The following is an 18,619-nucleotide window of genomic DNA, read 5'->3' as shown; positions in this document are numbered from 1 at the left end:
TATAGATAAAAACTATTAATATTATAATAATTATATATTTAACCTATCAAGGGAAGCGGCGTATAATCCATTTCAAGAGAGGGTTCATGTGAGAACCGACCAAGGAGGCGTTATGAATGAGTATATTTTCTTATCAGGTTCCATTCATGGATGGACACGTGGGCGATTTATCTGTTTTTGAGGGGAAAGTGCTACTTATCGTGAATACAGCCAGCAAGTGCAGTTACTCTCGACAATTTACGGAGCTTCAACACCTTTATGAGCAGTATCGTGATCAAGGGCTGGAGATCCTGGCGTTTCCCTGTGATCAGTTTAATTACAAGGAGCCGGGCAGCAATGATGAAATAGCTCAGTATTGCAGGAATCATTTTCATATATCCTTTCCGATTTTTGAGAAGATCGAGGTTACCGGAACATTCATACATCCTTTGTTTCACTATCTGGTCGATACAGCCCCATTTGAGGGTTATGATATGGAATCGGAAGAAGGTCGGTGGATGGATCAATTCCTAGAGGAGAAACATCCCAAATTATACCGGGGAGACGGGATCAAATGGAATTTTACCAAATTTCTGATTAATCGAACCGGGGAAGTGAGTGGTCGCTATGAGACTACGGTTGCACCGATAGAGATGGAGTCAGCGATTCGGAACCTGCTGAGACAGGCCTAGTTTGAGTTTAATGAACTGTGTATCTTCGAAATTCTAGTATTCGTTCAGAGCAAAATAATCTCTATATGGAGGGACCAAAGGGGAAATTTACTCATGCCAATTCGGATGGATACCCATTGGTCCTACGACTTTGAGACTGTTGAAGATTAGGACTGGAAATGTTAGGGTAAAAGAAAGATAACGAAGGAACCCATTTTTTTTAATCTAAACTGACCAATATACCATTTTGGTCAGTTGGTTCCGGTATGAATTTCAGGTTATCTGGATGAAATATGAAAATTTGCAGAAAATGTAGTCATGTCTGTTGATCTGAAGTCGTAGTTGAACGAAGGTATTATTTTTTAGTCGAACGTAACACTTGGAAGAGGAGTGAGTATTATGGCGCAAATTTCAGTTCCCCAACCCAAAACTTTTGGGCCTTTAGGAAACTTACCACAGTTAAATACCGATGAGCCTGTACAATCCCTGGTGAAACTCGCTGAAGAGTATGGCCCCATTTTTCGAATGGATTATCCTGGCCGAAGTGAATTGTATATTTCAGGTCACGAACTGGTAGCCGAGGTAACCGACGAATCCAAATTCGATAAACGTGTATGGGCACCGCTGGAGAAGGTACGTGCATTTGCCGGAGATGGCCTGTTTACGAGTTGGACTCAAGAACCGAATTGGAAAAAAGCTCACAATGTGTTGCTGCCCAGCTTCAGCCAGCGTGCGATGCAGGGATATCACAACAAAATGATTGATCTCGCTGTACAACTCGTGCAGAAGTGGTCCAGATTGAACCCGGATGAGACGGTTAACGTACCTGATGATATGACTCGTCTCACCCTGGATACGATTGGATTGTGTGGATTCAACTACCGATTTAACAGCTTTTACCGGGAAGAACCGCATCCTTTCATTACCAGCATGGTTCGAGCACTAGACGAATCAATGAGTTCGTTGCAGCGTTTGCGTCTACAAGACAAGCTGATGATCACCAAAAAGAAACAGTTTGAGCAGGATATCCGTTCGATGTACTCTCTGGTGGATCATATTATTGCGGAGCGCAAGGAGCAGCCCCAGGAAGGGGCGGACGATCTGTTGTCCCATATGCTTAGTGGCAAGGACCCGGAAACCGGGGAAACGCTGGACGATGAAAATATCCGTTACCAGATCATCACCTTCCTGATTGCTGGACATGAGACGACGAGTGGCCTGTTGTCCTTTGCCATCTATTATTTAATGAAAAACCCGAATACACTTGCCAAGGCTCAAGCTGAAGCAGATCAGATTCTGAAAGATCCGGTTCCAACATACAATCAGGTCCGCAATCTGAAATATGTTCGTATGGTTTTGAACGAAGCATTGCGGTTGTGGCCTACGGCTCCGGCATTCTCCTTATACGCGAAGAAAGATCTTGTTCTGGACGGGAAATATCCTTTGCAAAAAGGGGATAGTGTCAGTGTACTCATTCCCAAGCTGCACCGGGACCGCGACGCGTGGGGTGACGATGTGGAGGAATTCCGACCGGAACGGTTCGAAGATCCGAGCAAGGTACCACATGACGCCTATAAACCATTTGGTAATGGCCAGCGGGCCTGCATCGGTCAGCAGTTCGCCCTTCAGGAAGCAACACTTGTGCTAGGAATGGTCCTGAAGCATTTTGAATTCATCGATCATGCGGACTATCAGTTGAAAGTGAAAGAAACGTTGACGCTCAAACCCGATAACTTCACGATTCGTGTTCGTGCACGCGGGGGGCAACCGGTCATGGCTGTTCCGGGTGTTGCCGTGGAGGAACCGACTCCGGTTGCCAAACGACAAGAGCCGGATACAGCAAATGCCCATCACACCCCGATGCTTGTCCTATATGGATCTAATCTTGGGACTGCGGAAGGCATTGCGCGTGAAATCGCAGATACAGCAAGATATCAGGGCTTCCGCAGCGAGGTGGCTACCCTGGATGATCGTGTAGGCAAACTTCCGAAGGAAGGCGTCGTCATCATTGTGAGCGCATCCTACAATGGTCAGCCACCAAGCAATGCCAAGGATTTCGTCGAGTGGATTGAACATGCGGATGCAGGGGAATTCCAAGGCGTTCGATTCTCCGTTCTCGGATGTGGGGATCACAACTGGGCCAGCACGTACCAGCGTATCCCGCGTTTGATTGATGAGCAGTTATCTTCCAAAGGAGCAGAACGGTTATCACCGATCGGAGAAAGTGATGCCAGCGGGGACTTTGAGAAACAGGTTGGAGACTGGACCGAGCAACTATGGCCGGATCTGGCACGAACTCTGGGCCTCAAGTTGAATACAAGCTCAGGTAGTGAGCGCAGTTCCTTGTCAGTACAGTTTGTCAGCGGACTGGCGGTAACTCCGCTCGCGGATACGTATGATGCACATGTTGCTGAAGTGCTTGAGAATCGGGAACTTCATGATGCGGGCAGTGAACGAAGCACACGTCATCTGGAGATTAAACTGCCTGAAGGCGCAACCTATAAGGAAGGCGACCACCTGGGCATTTTACCGCAAAACCCGTCTGAGCTCGTAGAACGAGTACTGAAACGATATGGATTTACAGGTACGGAACATCTGGTTCTGGATGCCTCTGGTCGCAGCGCAGCTCATCTGCCATTGCACCAACCGGTTAATCTGGTCGATCTGCTCAGTCACAGTGTGGAGCTTCAGGAAGCGGCAACTCGGGCCCAACTGAGGGAGCTGGCGGCGTACACGGTGTGCCCACCGCATAAGAAGGAGCTCGAAGCGCTTCTTGATGAGTCTGTTTACATGGAAGAAGTGCGTAAGAAACGCATATCCATGCTGGATTATTTGGTGAAATACGAAGCATGTGAGCTGCCTTTCGAACGGTTTTTGGAACTGCTGCCTTCCCTGAAAGCCCGATATTATTCAATCTCCAGTTCACCGCGAGTGCAGCCTGAGCAGGCCAGCATAACCGTCAGCGTAGTGCGTGCTCCGGCGTGGAGTGGTCAGGGAGAATATAAAGGTATAGCGTCCAACTATCTAGCGAATTTGAAGCCGGGTGAAGAGGTTGTCATGTTCATACGCACGCCTGAGTCCGGGTTCGAACTGCCAGAAAATGCAGAGGCTCCGATCATTATGGTTGGTCCGGGGACGGGCGTAGCTCCATTCCGTGGTTTCCTGCAGGCAAGACGTGTACTGAAGGAACAAGGTCAGAAGGTTGGCGAGGCCCATCTGTATTTTGGATGTCGCAACCCTGAACATGATTATTTATATAAAAATGAACTCGAAACTGCCGAGCAAGAGGGCCTTGTCCAGCTTCATACCGCCTTCTCCCGTGTGGACGGGGAAGAAAAATGTTACGTGCAGCATCTAATGAGAGATGATGCCCACAAACTGATTCCTCTGCTCGAACAGGGTGGACATCTGTATGTTTGCGGCGATGGCAGCAAGATGGCACCTGATGTTGAAACAACACTCAAGAAAGCGTACACTGATGTCAGCGGTAACTCCACGGAGCAAGCGGATGCGTGGTTAGAACGTTTGCAGCAGGAAGGTCGTTATGCCAAAGATGTGTGGACAGGCATCTGAGTGATACGTTCCTGATTCCAATGATTATTGATAGGCATCTGCGCGGTGAGACACAGAAAGGTTCTGTGCTCACCGCTTTTTGCTATGGCACAATATCCGAGCAGACCAATGCAGGTATGAGTTATACTAGGGAAGAGAAATATGCATATCATGACATGGGGTTGACCCAGGGCATGGATTGTTTCTCTCATTGGGCGATTGCTGGCACAGATATGAATTCAGCGATGTCTGGTCTCATTATTTCTTCTTTTTATTCGTTGGACGATAGATCGATTCGACCTGAGTTAGCGGAAAGAGAATACGTGAGGAGAATTTACCTTTACCCTGCAGCTCAATGTAATCCAGTCCAACACCAACAAGTCGGATATTGTTAAATGCGTTTCCGGATGGGAATACCGTGCGGATGCCTACCCGTATGCCTCGCCGTGCTCGTGGTACATCAAATACACGAATGGAAAACAAACTGAGTGGAATAAATAACTGCCGATTGACTTTGATGAAATTGCGCGGAAATACTTTTCTAATTATTCCAGGTTCCAGACCGGACAATGGAGCATTCAATTCTGCCAGATGTCCCTGGAACTCGGCCAGACGCTGCTGAAGTGTTTTTCCTGTATGAAGTTGGTGCCAATTCATAAGCAATCCTCCGTTCGCCATTTATACCTACTATATGAATGGACGAGGGCAAGAGGTGAGCGAAATGGCGCCCATGTTACTCATGATAAGGTACAACTTAAGATATAGGGAGTGATTCAAATGGACGTGGAAATGTATAAAGACCTCATTCGGGATGAACGTGGCAACTATTATATCGCGGTACAGATAGAGGGTAATGAGCTTACGCTTGTCAACGCATTTGTTGAAGCATCGTTTACACCGGAACTGATCTATAATGAAGAATTTCGTAATAAACATAAAGAGATGGAAGGCGGCTTTGTAGGCAAAATTGCAATGGACCTTCTCCGGCATGATGTGGTCATGGGTTTGAAACAAATGGACAGAAAGCTGCTGGAGCTTTCGGAAGTTGAACAGAAGTACACGGTGAACTATATAGATACGATTGAGTTCTATCGCCACCCTGCGTGGGAGCGGAAAGCATAAGCGAAGGTTCATTTTCGTGGACAGTCCATTAGGATAGTAAAATCGTAAAATCGTAAAAGCGCAAGTACAGGGGAGCTACCCTTGCCACTTGCGCTTTTGGCGTTGCAACTATTCATCGGGAAACGCACTAGCGATAGGAAGGATAGATGATGCCGATATCCCGTTCTGTTTTCAAGCTTCCCTCAATATACCGCTGGAGTTCATTTCCTTTGATTCGAATCGGAATGGATATTCCTCGATAGATCAGTTCACCCTCAATCGTGCGCACGCTCATTCCGATGACGCCTTCCAAATGTCCACCCTGATCCGTAATTAACCGAATTCCTGCTGGCCCCTCCATAAGAATCTTACCATCCTGATATACCGTTACCCGTTCTGGCGTGTTCACCAATTCAAAATGCAGCCCATTCACCGTACGGCTGTACGCCGTATGACCAGCGACTTCTTCGCCATGATCCATGTCGATGGGGAGAAGACCGGTAAACCACAGTTGGTCCGATCCAACCGGCATGATGCCGCATAACCGTTCCACATAATCAAGCAGGCAAAGAATGGAGGGGGAGTAGGTTTCCGTAAAACCCTCCTCCCCGGTCCATGGGCTTAAAGCCTGCCCAAAGCGCGTTGCTTTGGAAAGGGACGACAAGATGGGTTGCAGTACCCAGGTCAATTCCACATAGCGATGGTGATATTCAAAAGCATGTGGTGCACGGATCAGACTCAGGAAGTTGGATGCTCCACCCCAGCTGTTATAAGAGGAGAACGGATCGAACCGTGGATCATCCATCGACATGGAGGTGAACGGGTATTTGGCAAAAAACTTACTTGTATTCAGCAAATACCGGCGCAGCATGTTATCAAACAATTCACGGTCGCCCACCTCGCAGGCCATCACGCGCAGCAGCACATCGGACTGTACCCTGACCAATTCGTCATTGCGATCCCGGTCGTAGAAGAACATATCCTCTTCGTCATAACAGTAGCGGAAGAGACTTTCCAGACTGGCTTCAGCTTTTGCTTTCCAATCAACACCAGACTTCCCAAGTTCCTCAGCCATTCGGGATAAATACATGCGCTGGCAATATATATTGGCGGTTAAGTCTGGTGCCAAAAAAGGCAGGACCGGAGAGTCCGGATGGAAGGACGCAGCATCATTCATATATGGTGTATCCGGGACATGCCAGAACCGGGGGGACAAATCATGCCCGGTATCAAAGGTGCTAAATGCCTCCACACAGCCGGTCCCTCGGGTATTGCGATACGTTGCAATCCATTCGTCGTATTGTACCATGGCCTTGTACATAGTCTTCAGGAAAGAACGGTTCTTTCCATGAAGTTGGTAGTGGTTCCATACGCTTCGTGCCAATGGTGTAACGAGCTGAATCTGGCGAAAGGATGGACCGTTCTCCGTTAGCTTATAAGGCAGTAATCCATCTTCTCTTTGGTGTCGGGCAAAAGCAAGATAGGTCGTTTCCGATACGGAAGGAATCAGACGTGACAGCAGCTCCGCATTAATGGTGCCCGTACTCTCTAGCCAACAACCCAGATAGATGCCACCTTCCTGAAGAATGGGCTCACTGCCGTTCAGGGGCACAATGCAAGTCAGTAACTTCTCCAATGCGGAATAATAAGTCGCTTCCAATCGTCCGCCGGATGCCGCGAATCGAACACCCGACGCCTGCCATTCCAGTATTAACTTTTGATCTTCCGGTTTACCTGGCTGCACATGATCGTGGATCGAGATTTGACGCAGCTTGTTCAGCAGAGCTTCTGTCATGTCGACCTCCTTATAGCTAGCGGTTATTTATTGATTGGATTCAAAGATTCGTACGGTGCCATTATAGAAGTCAGTCACGGCTTGCTCCACACTTTTTCGGCCAAAGCCGATTTCCTGGTTGGTTGTCTGGGCCAGCTTGGAGAATTCAGCGAATCCCGGTGGATTATAGCTCACGTCAAAAGGCTCCGTTTTTGTAGCTTCAGATACAAAGCTGGTGTAATTATATACAATCTCCTCAACAGGTCCCGCTTCTTGCTGAAGCAGATTGCGGTTGGCTTCCGTAACGGGCACGCCGCGGTCGTTGCCGAGAATTTTGGCTGCGTCCGGATCATTAATCCAGAAATCCATCAGGATCGCGACTTCTTTTGCATGTTTGGTATTCGCATAACCAGATAACCCCTGACTGGATTCAAATACAACCCCAGTTCCTTTTGGACCCCGTGGTACAGGCAAAAGAATTAACTTATCTTCCGTGAGACTCTGGAAAGCAGCCAGTTGATTCGAAGGAAGCAGGCTCATAGCCGCCTTGCCCGTAATAAGCAAGGATTTACTCGTATCATCCGGTGGGTTGGAAACCTGCAATTCAGGCGTGACCACACCTCCGGATTTGGAAGCCTGCTCCCAGTAAGTGAACCATTCCAAAATGTCTTCTTTTGCAAATCCAAGCGTGCCATTCTTCATATCATACAGCTGTTTGCCGCGTTGTTTCAAAAAGATGTCCATACCGTCAACTGTGAAATTATAGGTTCCATAAAAGCCCTTGCCGAGCTTGTCGGACAGCTCTTTGCTGATTGCAGCATAATCTTCCCAAGTCCAATCCGAAGCTGGCAAAGGGATTCCCGCTTGATCGAACAGCGCCTGATTAACGACAATACCCCGTGCATTCGCACCAGCGGAAATATGCTGCAGCTTCCCATCAAAACGCCCATACTCAACCATGGTGGCATCCATGCCATCCAGATTCAGTTCACTACCGACATAAGGGTCCAGGTTCAAAAGCACATCCTTTTTGGCGTAGTCAACCACATTACCCCCAAGGAAGAAAATATCCGGTGCTGTGCCTGACGCCAGCTGTGTATTCAACTTGTCGAAATATCCGGAGGAAGGCGCAAATTCACCTACAATTTTAATATTCGGATGTTTCTCCTGAAAAACCTTCAGGGCTTCATTCGTAATATCTGCCCGTTTTTGATCACCCCACCACATCATGCGCAATTCGACTTGCCCGCCTTCAGCGGTCTTCGTTCCTGTCTGCTCATCAGCGCCGGTATGGTCCGTTCCAGAGCAGGCAGTTACCAATAACAGGAGTGAAGCTATAACAGTGATCATTAATCGTTTGAACATGAGAAATCCCCCTGACAATGGATAATGAAAAACATAATATCTGTTGTACACGTATTGCGTCTGGACAGGTATTTTCGTAATTTCGTAATCACTTCAGTCCAGTCGTTGCAATTCCCTCTAGAAAATAACGCTGAAATACCAGAAAGATAATGGTCACAGGCAACAGAGACAGCGTGGACATGGCGAGCAGTGCGCCCCAATCGGATTGTCCCGATGGATCGAACAATGACCGAATCCCAAGCTGTACGGTAAACAGATCAATTTTGCTCAGGTAGATCATCTGACTAAAGAAGTCATCCCAGCTCCAGATGAAGGTGAAGATCGCTGTTGTGATCAGGGCAGGAACGAGAAGAGGCACCACGATTCTGAAAAAAATCTGCGATTGCCCGCAACCATCAATAGTTGCACTCTCGTCCAGCTCCCGTGGGATACCACGGATGAATTGAACCATAAGCAGAATGAAGAAGGAATCCTGTGCCAGCCACTTGGGCAGAATGAGCGGGAAATACGTATTAATCCAATGCAGCTCGTTATACAGAATGTACTGAGGTACCAGGGTTACATGGTAAGGAAGCATGATTGTGACCAGCATAATGCTGAACCACAGGCCTTTGAACTTGAACTTCAATCTGGAAAAGGCGTAGGCTGCAAGGGAACAAGAAATCACATTTCCCAAGACACTCATGACTGAGATCAGCGCCGAGTTGCCGAAGAAGCGGCCAAACGACACCCCTTGCAATCCTTTCCAGCCATTCACAAAATGATCCAGGGTGAAGCTGGTTGGAATCAGGCTGCTATTGGTGAAGATGAGATGATTCGGTTTAAATGAACTGAGAATTAACCATAACACCGGATACAACATCAACAGACCGAAGAGGATAATGGCGGCATGCCTCCCGGCTTGAACCAAACGTCGCTTTAGTGGCATGTGTACTATCTCCCTTCCTGATTGTCGCCGTAGAACACCCAGAATTTCGAGGTGAGAAAGACGATTGCGGTGAATACCCCGATAATGACCAGCATGATCCACGCCAGGGCAGAAGCATAACCCATATCAAAGAACGAGAAGCCTTTCAGATACAGGTACAAGGTATAGAACATTGTGGCGTCGAGCGGGCCTCCGCGTCCATCCCCGATCACATAAGCGGGTGTAAAGGCTTGAAACGAATTGATCATGCTCATGATCAGGTTGAAAAAAATAACAGGCGAGAGCATCGGAAGTGTGATGCCGAAGAATTGGCGTACCTTTCCGGCCCCGTCGACGTCCGAAGCTTCATATAAATCGGCTGGAATTTGCTTTAGGCCAGCCAGGAAGATAACCATGGCCGAACCAAACTGCCATACAGAGAGTGTGACGATCGTATAGACTACATAATCGGGATGGGCAATCCAGGCGGGTCCGGTGATTCCGAACCAGCTCAGAAACTGATTGACCAAACCACTTCCCTCAAAAATCTGACGCCAGACGATCGCAATAGCGACGCTGCCTCCCAATAGGGAAGGGATGTAATACACGGTCCGGTATAAGCCAAGTCCCCGAATCCCTTTGTTCAGCGCCATCGCTACAAGTAGGGCGAAGGCAAGCCTTAGCGGAACGGATAGAAATACATAATAAAACGTTAGCCCCAAAGATCTGCGAAAGGTATCGTCTTCGGTAAAAATCTGGACATAGTTGCTAAGCCCCGTCCACGTTGGTGATGTTAACAAATTAAATTTCGTCAAGGACAGGTAGAGCGACGCAACCATCGGTCCGAGTGTCAGACAGAAAAGTCCGATGAGCCAGGGCAGCAGAAACAAATAGGCAGTCATATTCTGCTGGCCGTATAACGGCTTGGACAGCTTTCTCATCATAGGCCTCCCTTCAGGGTTGGATGTGAATTCGTGATCACCGCAGAATTGAATCCGCTTACAATAATTACGGTGATTCTCTTGGTGAATTCATCATACCGGGGAGGGGGAGAAGCTGGAATCTCATTTCTTCGGATCATGATTATCAATTTTTTCGGAATGCAGCAAACGATAATCCGAAGGACTTATGTTGAACATTTTTTTGAATTTTGAACTGAAATAGCTTGGGGAACGGAAGCCTGTCAGCTCTGTAACATCCCAAACGGTTAGTTGGGTTTCCTTCAGTAAACGTATGGCATGTTTCATTCGCACCTCGGTTACATATTGAATAAAAGAGATGCCGGCAGCTTCTTTGAATATCTCTGAAAAATAGGTAGAGTTGTAGTTATATTGCTCAGCTAACGAAGTTAATGTCAGTTCCAACATGTAATTTTCCTCGATATATCGTTTGGCTGATTCAATGACCGTATCTTCTCCAACCTCGGATGGCTGCTGTTGATTCACAAAATCTTCCACCCAATGCATCAGCAGCAGTTCTGCCTGGTCTGGAGTCTTTAGCCAAAGCACCCATTCCGGGGAAATCCACGAGGATTCGTGTTCGAACAATAATGAAATTTGAAAAAGGCTTCGGATCATATGGGAAGCGGATATTCGAAATGAGTCAGCAAGCTCCTTTCGAATCACGCTGCGTAAGGAATCCAGCTCTCCACGAATGAGGCAACGATGCAGCATGCGACTGGTTTCCTCAGGCAGTAATGGACTATGATCTACTACGGGCACACGGTCCTGTGCACCTTTGCGTCCAGCAGAGTTCCATGCCAATAGAGAATGAATATAGCCTTCTTTCCAGCGCTCAAACCCAGACACGGACAATCCCAATCCAACTTGTACATCCATCGTTAAGACAGAGCGGGTCTGTGCTGTGATCTGCTGAGCAAATTCGTGCTGAATACCTTCCAATGTTATGAAATGCATAATTCCAGGGTGGGCTCCGTCATGGAACACTTGCACATTATCTGGATAGGACTGGGCCATTTCGTGACAAAGCAACTCAAAGGGAAGGTAGAGCTTTTCGGGGACACGTTCCACTGAGGCAGTCTGTATACCGGAGTTTCGCATGCCAGCGGTGATGAAACAGACGCTGTGATCCTGCCAGGATTCCAGATGAAACAGCCGCATCCGCTCTGGCAGTGAAGAAGGTGGGAGGCGATGCCCCCTAACAAGATCAAGCAGGAAACGTTGCTTCATTTCTTTGTAATACTGGGAGAGACGCCATTGCATCATTTCGGAATCGCCGTGAAGCTGTTTCTTTTTATCCAACTCATCTTTGATTTTATTTAAAGTGGTTTTCAGTTCATCCCGGGTTACAGGCTTCAGCAAATAGTCCATGGCCTGGCTGCGCACACCTGCTCTGGCATAGTGGAAATCTTCATATCCAGTGATGATCATAATTTGAATGGAAGGATTAAGGCTTCGGCAAACGTCCAGCAATTGGACGCCATCCATGACAGGCATGTTCATGTCTGTAATTAACAAGTCAAAATGTTCAGCTTTCAGAAGCTCTTCCGCTTCGATGCCGTTTGCTGCTTCACCTGAAATGATAAAGCCCATGTCTTGCCAGTTCACTTTCAATTTTAGTCCTTCGCGAACCTCGATCTCGTCATCTGCGATCAATACGTTGTACATCATATTCCTCCTGTGCGGGTAGAATCAGTTCAATAGACGTGCCGTTATGCTCTCCGTTCTCGATCTGAATGTTAAACAGACTTCCGTAATGCAAGCGGCAGCGTGCAACCACATTACCGAGCCCAATGTGCCAGCTTTGGCTTCGCAATAGGGGTTCGAGCTGAGATGCTTCAACAGGATCATGAATTTTCTGGATGATTTCGGCTGGAATCCCGGGCCCATTGTCTGAAATGTTGAAATGCAGGCGGTTATTCCGTCTGGAGATCCGGATGTGTACTTCTGCCGTCGTCTGATGCTGGAAGCTGTATTTGACGGCATTCTCAATAAGCGGCTGAAGAATAAATTTGATGATGACCAGGGAATCCAGCCTGCCTTCCTGTGTCAGAGTAATGTCCTGCTTATGACCGAAACGGGTTTGCAGAATGGAGATATAGTGCCGGATATAAGCCAGTTCCTCTGCAAGCTGTACCCTGTCGTCACTTGTATTCATGGAGAATCGCATCATTTTGCCCAGATCCTCAATGACCTGAACTGTATCATCTGTTCGGCGCTGCATGGCGAGACTGCTCACCAGTTCCAGCGTGTTAAACATAAAATGGGGATTAATCTGCATGAGCAGCGCTTTATACTCAGCTTGCTGGCGGAGCAGCTTCAACTCGAATTCATTCTGGATGTGCTGTCGCAATCGGCTGATCATGTAGCGGAAAGTGGAGATGACATAACTGACTTCGCTTTTTACATTTTTGTCCGGAGGCAGAAGGGACTCTGCTTGATCGAATGCGCCGCGTTGTACCTGTCTCATGGCCAATACCAGTCGTGTTAAAGGTTTGGTGACGCCATAAGAGAGCCAGGCAGCGGCAAACAAAGAGACGAGAATGAGAACAATGGTGACCACCAGAATGGTACTCTGAAGTTTGTGAAGAGAAGAATATAGCTCTTTTTCCGGTGCCAGACCCGCCAGCATCCAGCCCGTACGCCCTAGCTTTTTGTATACCAGAATGTCACGCTGTCCTTCATCATTGTTCAGGTACACCACACCCGATTTGAGCGAGTTGTTCCGAATCTGATCGATTTCTGCTAAAGCTTCGGCACCAAGCTGATTGGCCTGTTGGGAAAGAATAGGGCTTCCTTGTTCGCCCAGCAGAAAAATAGTGCTGCTTTCGGCCAGATGGATTCGGTTAAGCGGTTCCAGAAAGTAAGATTCGCTGACATTAATTTTCATCACATTTTGGGCTGTAGCATGGTGAAAGGTCCCAATGGGCATCAGCAGGCTAACTACCGGGTTGCCGTGATCCCTTATATTTTCATGTTGATCGGTATGTGCAGGCAGCCAGTGATTCCCTGAGATAAAGAAATTTTTGTACCATAATTCTTGCAAGAAGAGAGGGTCGGTCGTTACTTGATTTTCACTGCCAATCCTCAGCCCGTTTCGCCTATAGATGGATACATCGGAGATACTGGTGTAGCTGTTCGTAGCCTGGGTCAGAAAACGGCTCATCGCCAGATTGACAAGCATCTTTTCCCCTTCAGGAAGGTTGGGGTCACTCATCGCGTTATCCCAGTTCTTGGCGGTATCGCTGTTGAAAACAAGAGAAGCTACATCATAGATCTGCATTTGAACCATATCGACATAGGAGCCGTATTCCTCCATCTTCTCAAGAGCAGAGGATTCAATGTAAGAGCGGATCACGGTACGTGATTCCTTAAAGAGTAGGAAGGAGAGTGTGCCAAAACAAAGAACGAAGAGCACAACGATAAAGGCGATCAGGCGGCTTTTTAATGAGAAAAACATGGGTTCCTCCTTAAGCGAATAGACTTCAAGACCGTCGTCAAAATGGGAAAAAGACTGCGTATTATACGCAGTCTTTGAATTAAATGTGGTTGGAGCTGCCTTGCGTTCCTAGAAACGAACCAGATTGTTGATGCGAACAGGTAAACCAGTTGCGATAGCGCGATTGGCTGCAATTCCGGTGAGGATGGATCTTGCTCCGTCGAATTGGTTGGCAGCGCGGTGGTAGGGATCTTCCGCTGGCTCTCCAAACAGATCATTCAGAAGTACAGGATCACCTCCGCCATGGCCGCCTTCTTTTTCCTCGACCTGAACCTCGTATGGGGCATCGAACATGGGAAGGACTCGCAGTGTTTTCCCAATCAATGCACCTTCAAGATTTTTGTCACCCAGCGAGTTAACATAGGATTGTTCCACAATATTCATTTCGATCCGGCCTTTGGTGCCGTTAATGGCGATGCGATAACCTTCCCACGGCTGGTATGCAACCAGTGAATAGGTCAATATGGCTTTATTCTGATACTGGACAAGAACGCCCATCGTATCCTCGATGTTGATGCCATCTCCGAATACGCTTTGATCCCGCTGGTAGCCGTCTTCCGGTTCAGCATCCAGATACATGGCTTTGAGATGTGCATCCGAATCCAGGTGCAGGGCAAAAGGATCTTCTTGCGCAAGCGGGTTGCCTGTTGCACGAGTGTAAAACTGGGTCACGCCTCGTTCCTCTGCGTTCTCTCTACCATAATACATGAGATCGCCGAATGCGAAGACGGTCTCAGGCTGCGAACCGATCCAAAAATTGACCAAGTCGAAGTGATGCGTGGATTTGTGTACGAGCAGTCCGCCACTATTACGCTTGTCCCGGTGCCAGCGGCGGAAGTAATCTGCGCCATGGCGCGTATTCAACAGCCATTCGAAGTGGACCGAAGTCACTTTTCCGATCGTGTCATTCTGAATCAATTCCCGTATTTTGGTATGGTGCGGCGCATAGCGGTAGTTAAAGGTGACGCGTATGTTTTGTCCAGTCCGTTTGACGGCATCAAGAATATCCTGACATTTATGCTCATCGATGGTCATGGGCTTCTCAGTCACAACATCACAGCCAAGCTCCATTGCCCGAATGATATATTTGTGGTGGGTGCGGTCGATGCTGGTTACAATGACGAAGTCCGGCTTCTCGTTCTCAATCATCTGATCAAACTGATCTGCAGTATAGGTTGGCACCTCATTGTATTTATATTTTTCCCTCAGCAGCTGATTGGCGTAATTCATGCGTGTCTGGTTAATATCGCAAAAAGCTGCAAGTTCGGATGTTTCCCTGAAATTTTGGGCTAATGCTCCATAGAAAAATTCAGCACGGCCGCCTGTTCCGACCAATACGTAGCGTTTTTTAATACTCATGTCTATCGCCTCCTTGAATATAGCTCTAGACTATAACAAGGAAGTACTTCTTTCGCCGCTTTTTGTGCGTAATCGCTTTCAAATGCCGCTTATTTTGCTATAATTCAATTAAAGGGGGCAGCTGCATGATACAGACATTTCAAGCGGATTACCATGATCCCACCGGATATTTGAATATCGAATATGATCGCCGCGTTGGATATTTTTCCATGACCGATGACCATCTGCATGACCATTATGAGCTGTACTACCTGCTATCGGGTGAGCGCATATACTTCATCAAGGATCGAACTTACCGGGTCCAAGCCGGAGATTTCGTATTCATTAACCGGAATACCGTTCATAAAACGATGGAGAGTGGAAGGCCAGATCATGATCGAATTGTTCTGTATATCAAGCCAGAACTGTTCACCGAATTGGCCATTTTACCTGAGCTGGCAGAGGGCCTTAAGGAGCCATTCGGCTGGAATATTCCCATTCTGAGGCTTCCTTCACAGGTAAGTGAAACAGCGGACCGAATGGTCAGTGAAATGATTGATGAGATGGTCCATACCAGAGCTGGAAGCAGTCTGCTGCTGCGTCACCGATCCGTTGAACTGCTGTTGTTTGCTTACCGTAACAAACATTTGAGCACCGTGCACTCGGCCGACAGTGAGCCGATTCTGCATCCCAAGGCACAGGCAGTGGTGCGTTATCTCAACGATAACTATCAGCAGGATTTAGCGCTGCCGGAGGTTGCTGCATTATTTCGAATTAGTCCCCATTATCTAAGCCGTTTGTTCAAACAGACCACAGGTTTCACGTTCAGCGATTACCTCAATCTGCTTCGGGTGAAGGAGGCACAGCGTTTGCTGCGTGAAAGCGAGGATTCAATAACCGAGATCGCTCTGCGAGCGGGATTCAGCAATTTTTCACATTTCGGGAAGATGTTCAAGCGGACGGTTCAGGTGTCACCGAGGACATATCGTCAGGAGTTTAGAGAAGTAGGTTCGACGAGAGTGCTGAGATAGGGTGGGTTTATTTCAAACGTTGGAGTCCTTTAATAATGATGTTTGTTTTATCACTTACCTTTTGTAATTCTTTCAATGAAAGCTTCGCATAGTCTGGGGGAAACAAGTGCCAGTACTGATAATAAAGATCACTTCGCTCGATATATAATCTTTGTGTCGTTCCGTCGACCATATTAGTAATGAGCCCATAATAATCGAAAGCGTTCTTAATATTGTTCGTATAGATGCTCAGGTTTATTTCATCAGTTGTTTTGTTGCTTTTGATGTATCGATCCAGCTCTTTTTTATAATGTATACTTTCCAGAATAACACTGCGGTAAGCTGAGTCGGCAGAAGACTCGATGCGATTTTTGAGTTCACGATACTTATGAGAAAAGATGGATGCAATAATCAGAATGATAGTGAATAAAATCAAAATAATATGTCGTGTTTTTGTACTCATAAATACGTCCTTGTTTATGTATTTAGTATTTTCCCATTTTGAAAATGGAGTTCTACATAATAACATGTAACGACACTTAAACCTATAGGTAAATACAGGAAGGGAATTCTTGACGACTCGCGATCCGAAGTCGAACATGTAAAAAAAGAACCTAAGCAATCCTGCGTGCGCAGACATTGGTTCAGGTCCTTTATCATGACGTTGTATACTGTGTTTAAATCTCACTTTAGGAACAACGCAGCTCAAACCGAAATTTGACTTGTATCGTTCTCCGGTCGCAACTTCATCTGTAACTCTTCATCTCGTGGACAGACCATCACACCATCAATGACATCGAGACGTGCGGCCTGAATGGAGGAACGACGTGCGGGTTCGCTGGCATGATCGATACCTTCGATCCGGTCCGGGTGGGTAAAATAAAAGATATAGGCTTCATCATCCTGTACGACGACATCTGCATGCAAACCGATTACACCATCATCCTCACGATTTCCTGGCTGATCGAGAATCAGACTGTTCCATTCCCAATGCTCCAGGTCATCCGACTTGTAAACAGCCTGTCCTCTCCATTCGTCAACAATCATCCAATACGAATCACGGAAACGAAATACGTTCGGCCCTTCATGCGCACGTCCTGTAATAACCGGTCCAATCACATCCCATTGATAGAGATCCGGGCTATCTGCTGCATACGTATGGGATGAATTAGCTTCATCCTTGTACCACATCCGGAATTTTCCGTTCGGCAGCGGGTAAATACATGAATCAATCACACGATCCGAGCTAAGCACCAGTTTGCCATGGAATGTCCAAGAGAGCAGATCTGTACTGGTGTAATGCAAAATGTGCCGATCATGGCCCGCCCAGTCATGGGGCACCCCTTGAATGTAACTGACATACATGTGATACGTGCCCTCATGCCAGAAAATTTCGGGAGCCCAGAACGTATTATGTCCCCATTCATGCTCCAACCCGGTTAACGTACCGCGATATGTCCACGTCTGTCCACCATTAGCCGAAGAAGCTACACCCAAATCCGTGCCATGCACCCAGGCGAACTTTGGCCCTCCGGCTGTGGCTCTGCGATTGGTATAGATCATCCACCAGGTTTGCTCGGAATGATTCCACACAACGACCGGATCAGCAGCTCCATCAAAGATGGGATCACGAAACAATGGTGCACTCATGTTGATTCCTCCTTCTATTCAATCCCATTGATTTGAGAGTTATTGCTTCTATCGTAAAAGAAATGATTTGAAATTACAATATAACGTTTTCAATATTTAAGGAATTATATATTTGTTAATTCATTTAAATCTTTCAATTAAAAATCTAACATAGTAAACTGTACCCTGTGTTCTAGTTTGGAGCATTTAATGCTGATCGACATCTGGAATGTAATTAATTACTTATATAGTAGGAAAATATCTATTCAGCCCATTTTACCTCTTGCGGTTCAGGAGCAACCGGCGTATATTGAGATTTAACTAAATTAGGAATAATTTGAAAGATTGATAGCTTGTAAAGACATTTTTGTACATAAAGGAGAAGCCGATGATACAGACCAGATTGGACGAATTGGGCATTGTATTGCCTCAAGCAAGTACGCCGGCAGCAAAGTATACCAATGCGGTGAGTGTAAATGGAATCTTGTATGTGTCCGGTAAAGGGCCGGATACGCGAGAGCGTGGTAAACTCGGGGAGCAGTTTACGACGGAGCAGGGATATAAATTTGCCCGAAATGCTGCCATCGAGGTGTTGGCTGTCGTGCAGGAAGTGCTTGGTTCGCTGGATCGGGTGAAGCGGGTGGTTAAAGTGCAGGGGTTCATCAATGCCACTGCCTCGTACGAGGAGCACCATAAAGTGTTAAACGGGTTCTCGGATCTCATGCTGGATGTGTTCGGAGAACAGGGAGTACACGCCCGTTCCGTTTTTGGTGCTGTATCCGTAAGGGATAACTTGCCGCTGATCATTGACTCGATATTCCAGGTGGAGGAGTAG

At 47.1% G+C, this 18,619-nt stretch carries 15 protein-coding genes; 5 read left to right on the top strand and 10 right to left on the bottom strand.

The genetic code is table 11. The features are described from left to right. Window positions 1–116: 116 nt before the first annotated feature. Window positions 117–671 carry a glutathione peroxidase gene (locus gpAD87_RS13985; RefSeq protein WP_064638913.1) on the top strand — a complete coding sequence of 185 codons (555 nt, stop codon included), beginning with the start codon at window positions 117–119 and terminating at the stop codon, window positions 669–671. Window positions 672–1,049: 378 nt separating this feature from the next. Continuing rightward, entirely contained in the window at window positions 1,050–4,223 is a 3,174-nt protein-coding gene (locus gpAD87_RS13980; protein ID WP_064638912.1) for a bifunctional cytochrome P450/NADPH--P450 reductase, read from the top strand. Window positions 4,224–4,460: 237 nt separating this feature from the next. Here gpAD87_RS13980 and gpAD87_RS13975 read toward each other — a convergent pair whose 3' ends face one another. Then, window positions 4,461–4,859, bottom strand: coding sequence for a hypothetical protein (locus tag gpAD87_RS13975; protein WP_064638911.1), 399 nt, complete (start codon window positions 4,857–4,859; stop codon window positions 4,461–4,463). Between the two features lie 120 nt (window positions 4,860–4,979). On the opposite strand from gpAD87_RS13975, the gene gpAD87_RS13970 reads away from it, so the two are divergent. After that, window positions 4,980–5,324: a hypothetical protein gene (locus gpAD87_RS13970; protein WP_063563339.1), complete on the top strand. Its 345-nt coding sequence runs from the start codon at window positions 4,980–4,982 to the stop codon at window positions 5,322–5,324. Window positions 5,325–5,451: 127 nt separating this feature from the next. Here the strand turns inward: gpAD87_RS13970 and gpAD87_RS13965 are convergent, their stop codons facing one another. From gpAD87_RS13965 to gpAD87_RS13935, 7 genes are all read right to left on the bottom strand, one after another. Then, window positions 5,452–7,098, bottom strand: coding sequence for an MGH1-like glycoside hydrolase domain-containing protein (locus gpAD87_RS13965; RefSeq protein WP_064638910.1), 1,647 nt, complete (start codon window positions 7,096–7,098; stop codon window positions 5,452–5,454). Window positions 7,099–7,125: 27 nt separating this feature from the next. Continuing rightward, window positions 7,126–8,442 carry an ABC transporter substrate-binding protein gene (locus tag gpAD87_RS13960; protein WP_064638909.1) on the bottom strand — a complete coding sequence of 439 codons (1,317 nt, stop codon included), beginning with the start codon at window positions 8,440–8,442 and terminating at the stop codon, window positions 7,126–7,128. Window positions 8,443–8,530: 88 nt separating this feature from the next. Continuing rightward, entirely contained in the window at window positions 8,531–9,370 is an 840-nt protein-coding gene (locus gpAD87_RS13955; protein WP_063563342.1) for a carbohydrate ABC transporter permease, read from the bottom strand. Between the two features lie 5 nt (window positions 9,371–9,375). Next, window positions 9,376–10,290 (bottom strand): carbohydrate ABC transporter permease, encoded by a 915-nt coding sequence (locus gpAD87_RS13950; RefSeq protein ID WP_063563343.1) that lies wholly within the window; start codon window positions 10,288–10,290, stop codon window positions 9,376–9,378. Window positions 10,291–10,413: 123 nt separating this feature from the next. Next, a complete protein-coding gene (locus gpAD87_RS13945; RefSeq protein WP_082935131.1) occupies window positions 10,414–11,976 on the bottom strand; it encodes a response regulator in 1,563 nt (520 codons plus the stop codon). Further along, a complete protein-coding gene (locus gpAD87_RS13940; RefSeq protein WP_064638907.1) occupies window positions 11,951–13,768 on the bottom strand; it encodes a cache domain-containing sensor histidine kinase in 1,818 nt (605 codons plus the stop codon). Before gpAD87_RS13940 ends, gpAD87_RS13945 begins: the two co-directional genes overlap by 26 nt. A gap of 108 nt (window positions 13,769–13,876) precedes the next feature. Further along, entirely contained in the window at window positions 13,877–15,166 is a 1,290-nt protein-coding gene (locus gpAD87_RS13935; RefSeq protein ID WP_064638906.1) for a Gfo/Idh/MocA family oxidoreductase, read from the bottom strand. Window positions 15,167–15,291: 125 nt separating this feature from the next. On the opposite strand from gpAD87_RS13935, the gene gpAD87_RS13930 reads away from it, so the two are divergent. Beyond that, window positions 15,292–16,176 (top strand): AraC family transcriptional regulator, encoded by an 885-nt coding sequence (locus gpAD87_RS13930; RefSeq protein WP_064638905.1) that lies wholly within the window; start codon window positions 15,292–15,294, stop codon window positions 16,174–16,176. Between the two features lie 7 nt (window positions 16,177–16,183). On the opposite strand, the gene gpAD87_RS13925 is transcribed toward gpAD87_RS13930, so the two are convergent. Both gpAD87_RS13925 and gpAD87_RS13920 read right to left on the bottom strand, forming a co-directional pair. Beyond that, on the bottom strand, window positions 16,184–16,618 hold the full coding sequence (locus gpAD87_RS13925; protein ID WP_064638904.1) for a hypothetical protein: 435 nt from the start codon (window positions 16,616–16,618) through the stop codon (window positions 16,184–16,186). Window positions 16,619–16,860: 242 nt separating this feature from the next. Continuing rightward, on the bottom strand, window positions 16,861–17,805 hold the full coding sequence (locus tag gpAD87_RS13920) for a glycosyl hydrolase (RefSeq protein ID WP_064638903.1): 945 nt from the start codon (window positions 17,803–17,805) through the stop codon (window positions 16,861–16,863). A gap of 367 nt (window positions 17,806–18,172) precedes the next feature. On the opposite strand from gpAD87_RS13920, the gene gpAD87_RS13915 reads away from it, so the two are divergent. Then, window positions 18,173–18,619: a RidA family protein gene (locus gpAD87_RS13915; RefSeq protein WP_064638902.1), complete on the top strand. Its 447-nt coding sequence runs from the start codon at window positions 18,173–18,175 to the stop codon at window positions 18,617–18,619.

It is taken from the genome of Paenibacillus sp. AD87 (assembly GCF_001659845.1).
Taxonomy (GTDB): Bacteria; Bacillota; Bacilli; order Paenibacillales; family Paenibacillaceae; genus Paenibacillus; species Paenibacillus marchantiae.
Note: the sequence above shows the minus strand (reverse complement) of the source record. Positions and strands in the feature narration are given on the sequence as shown.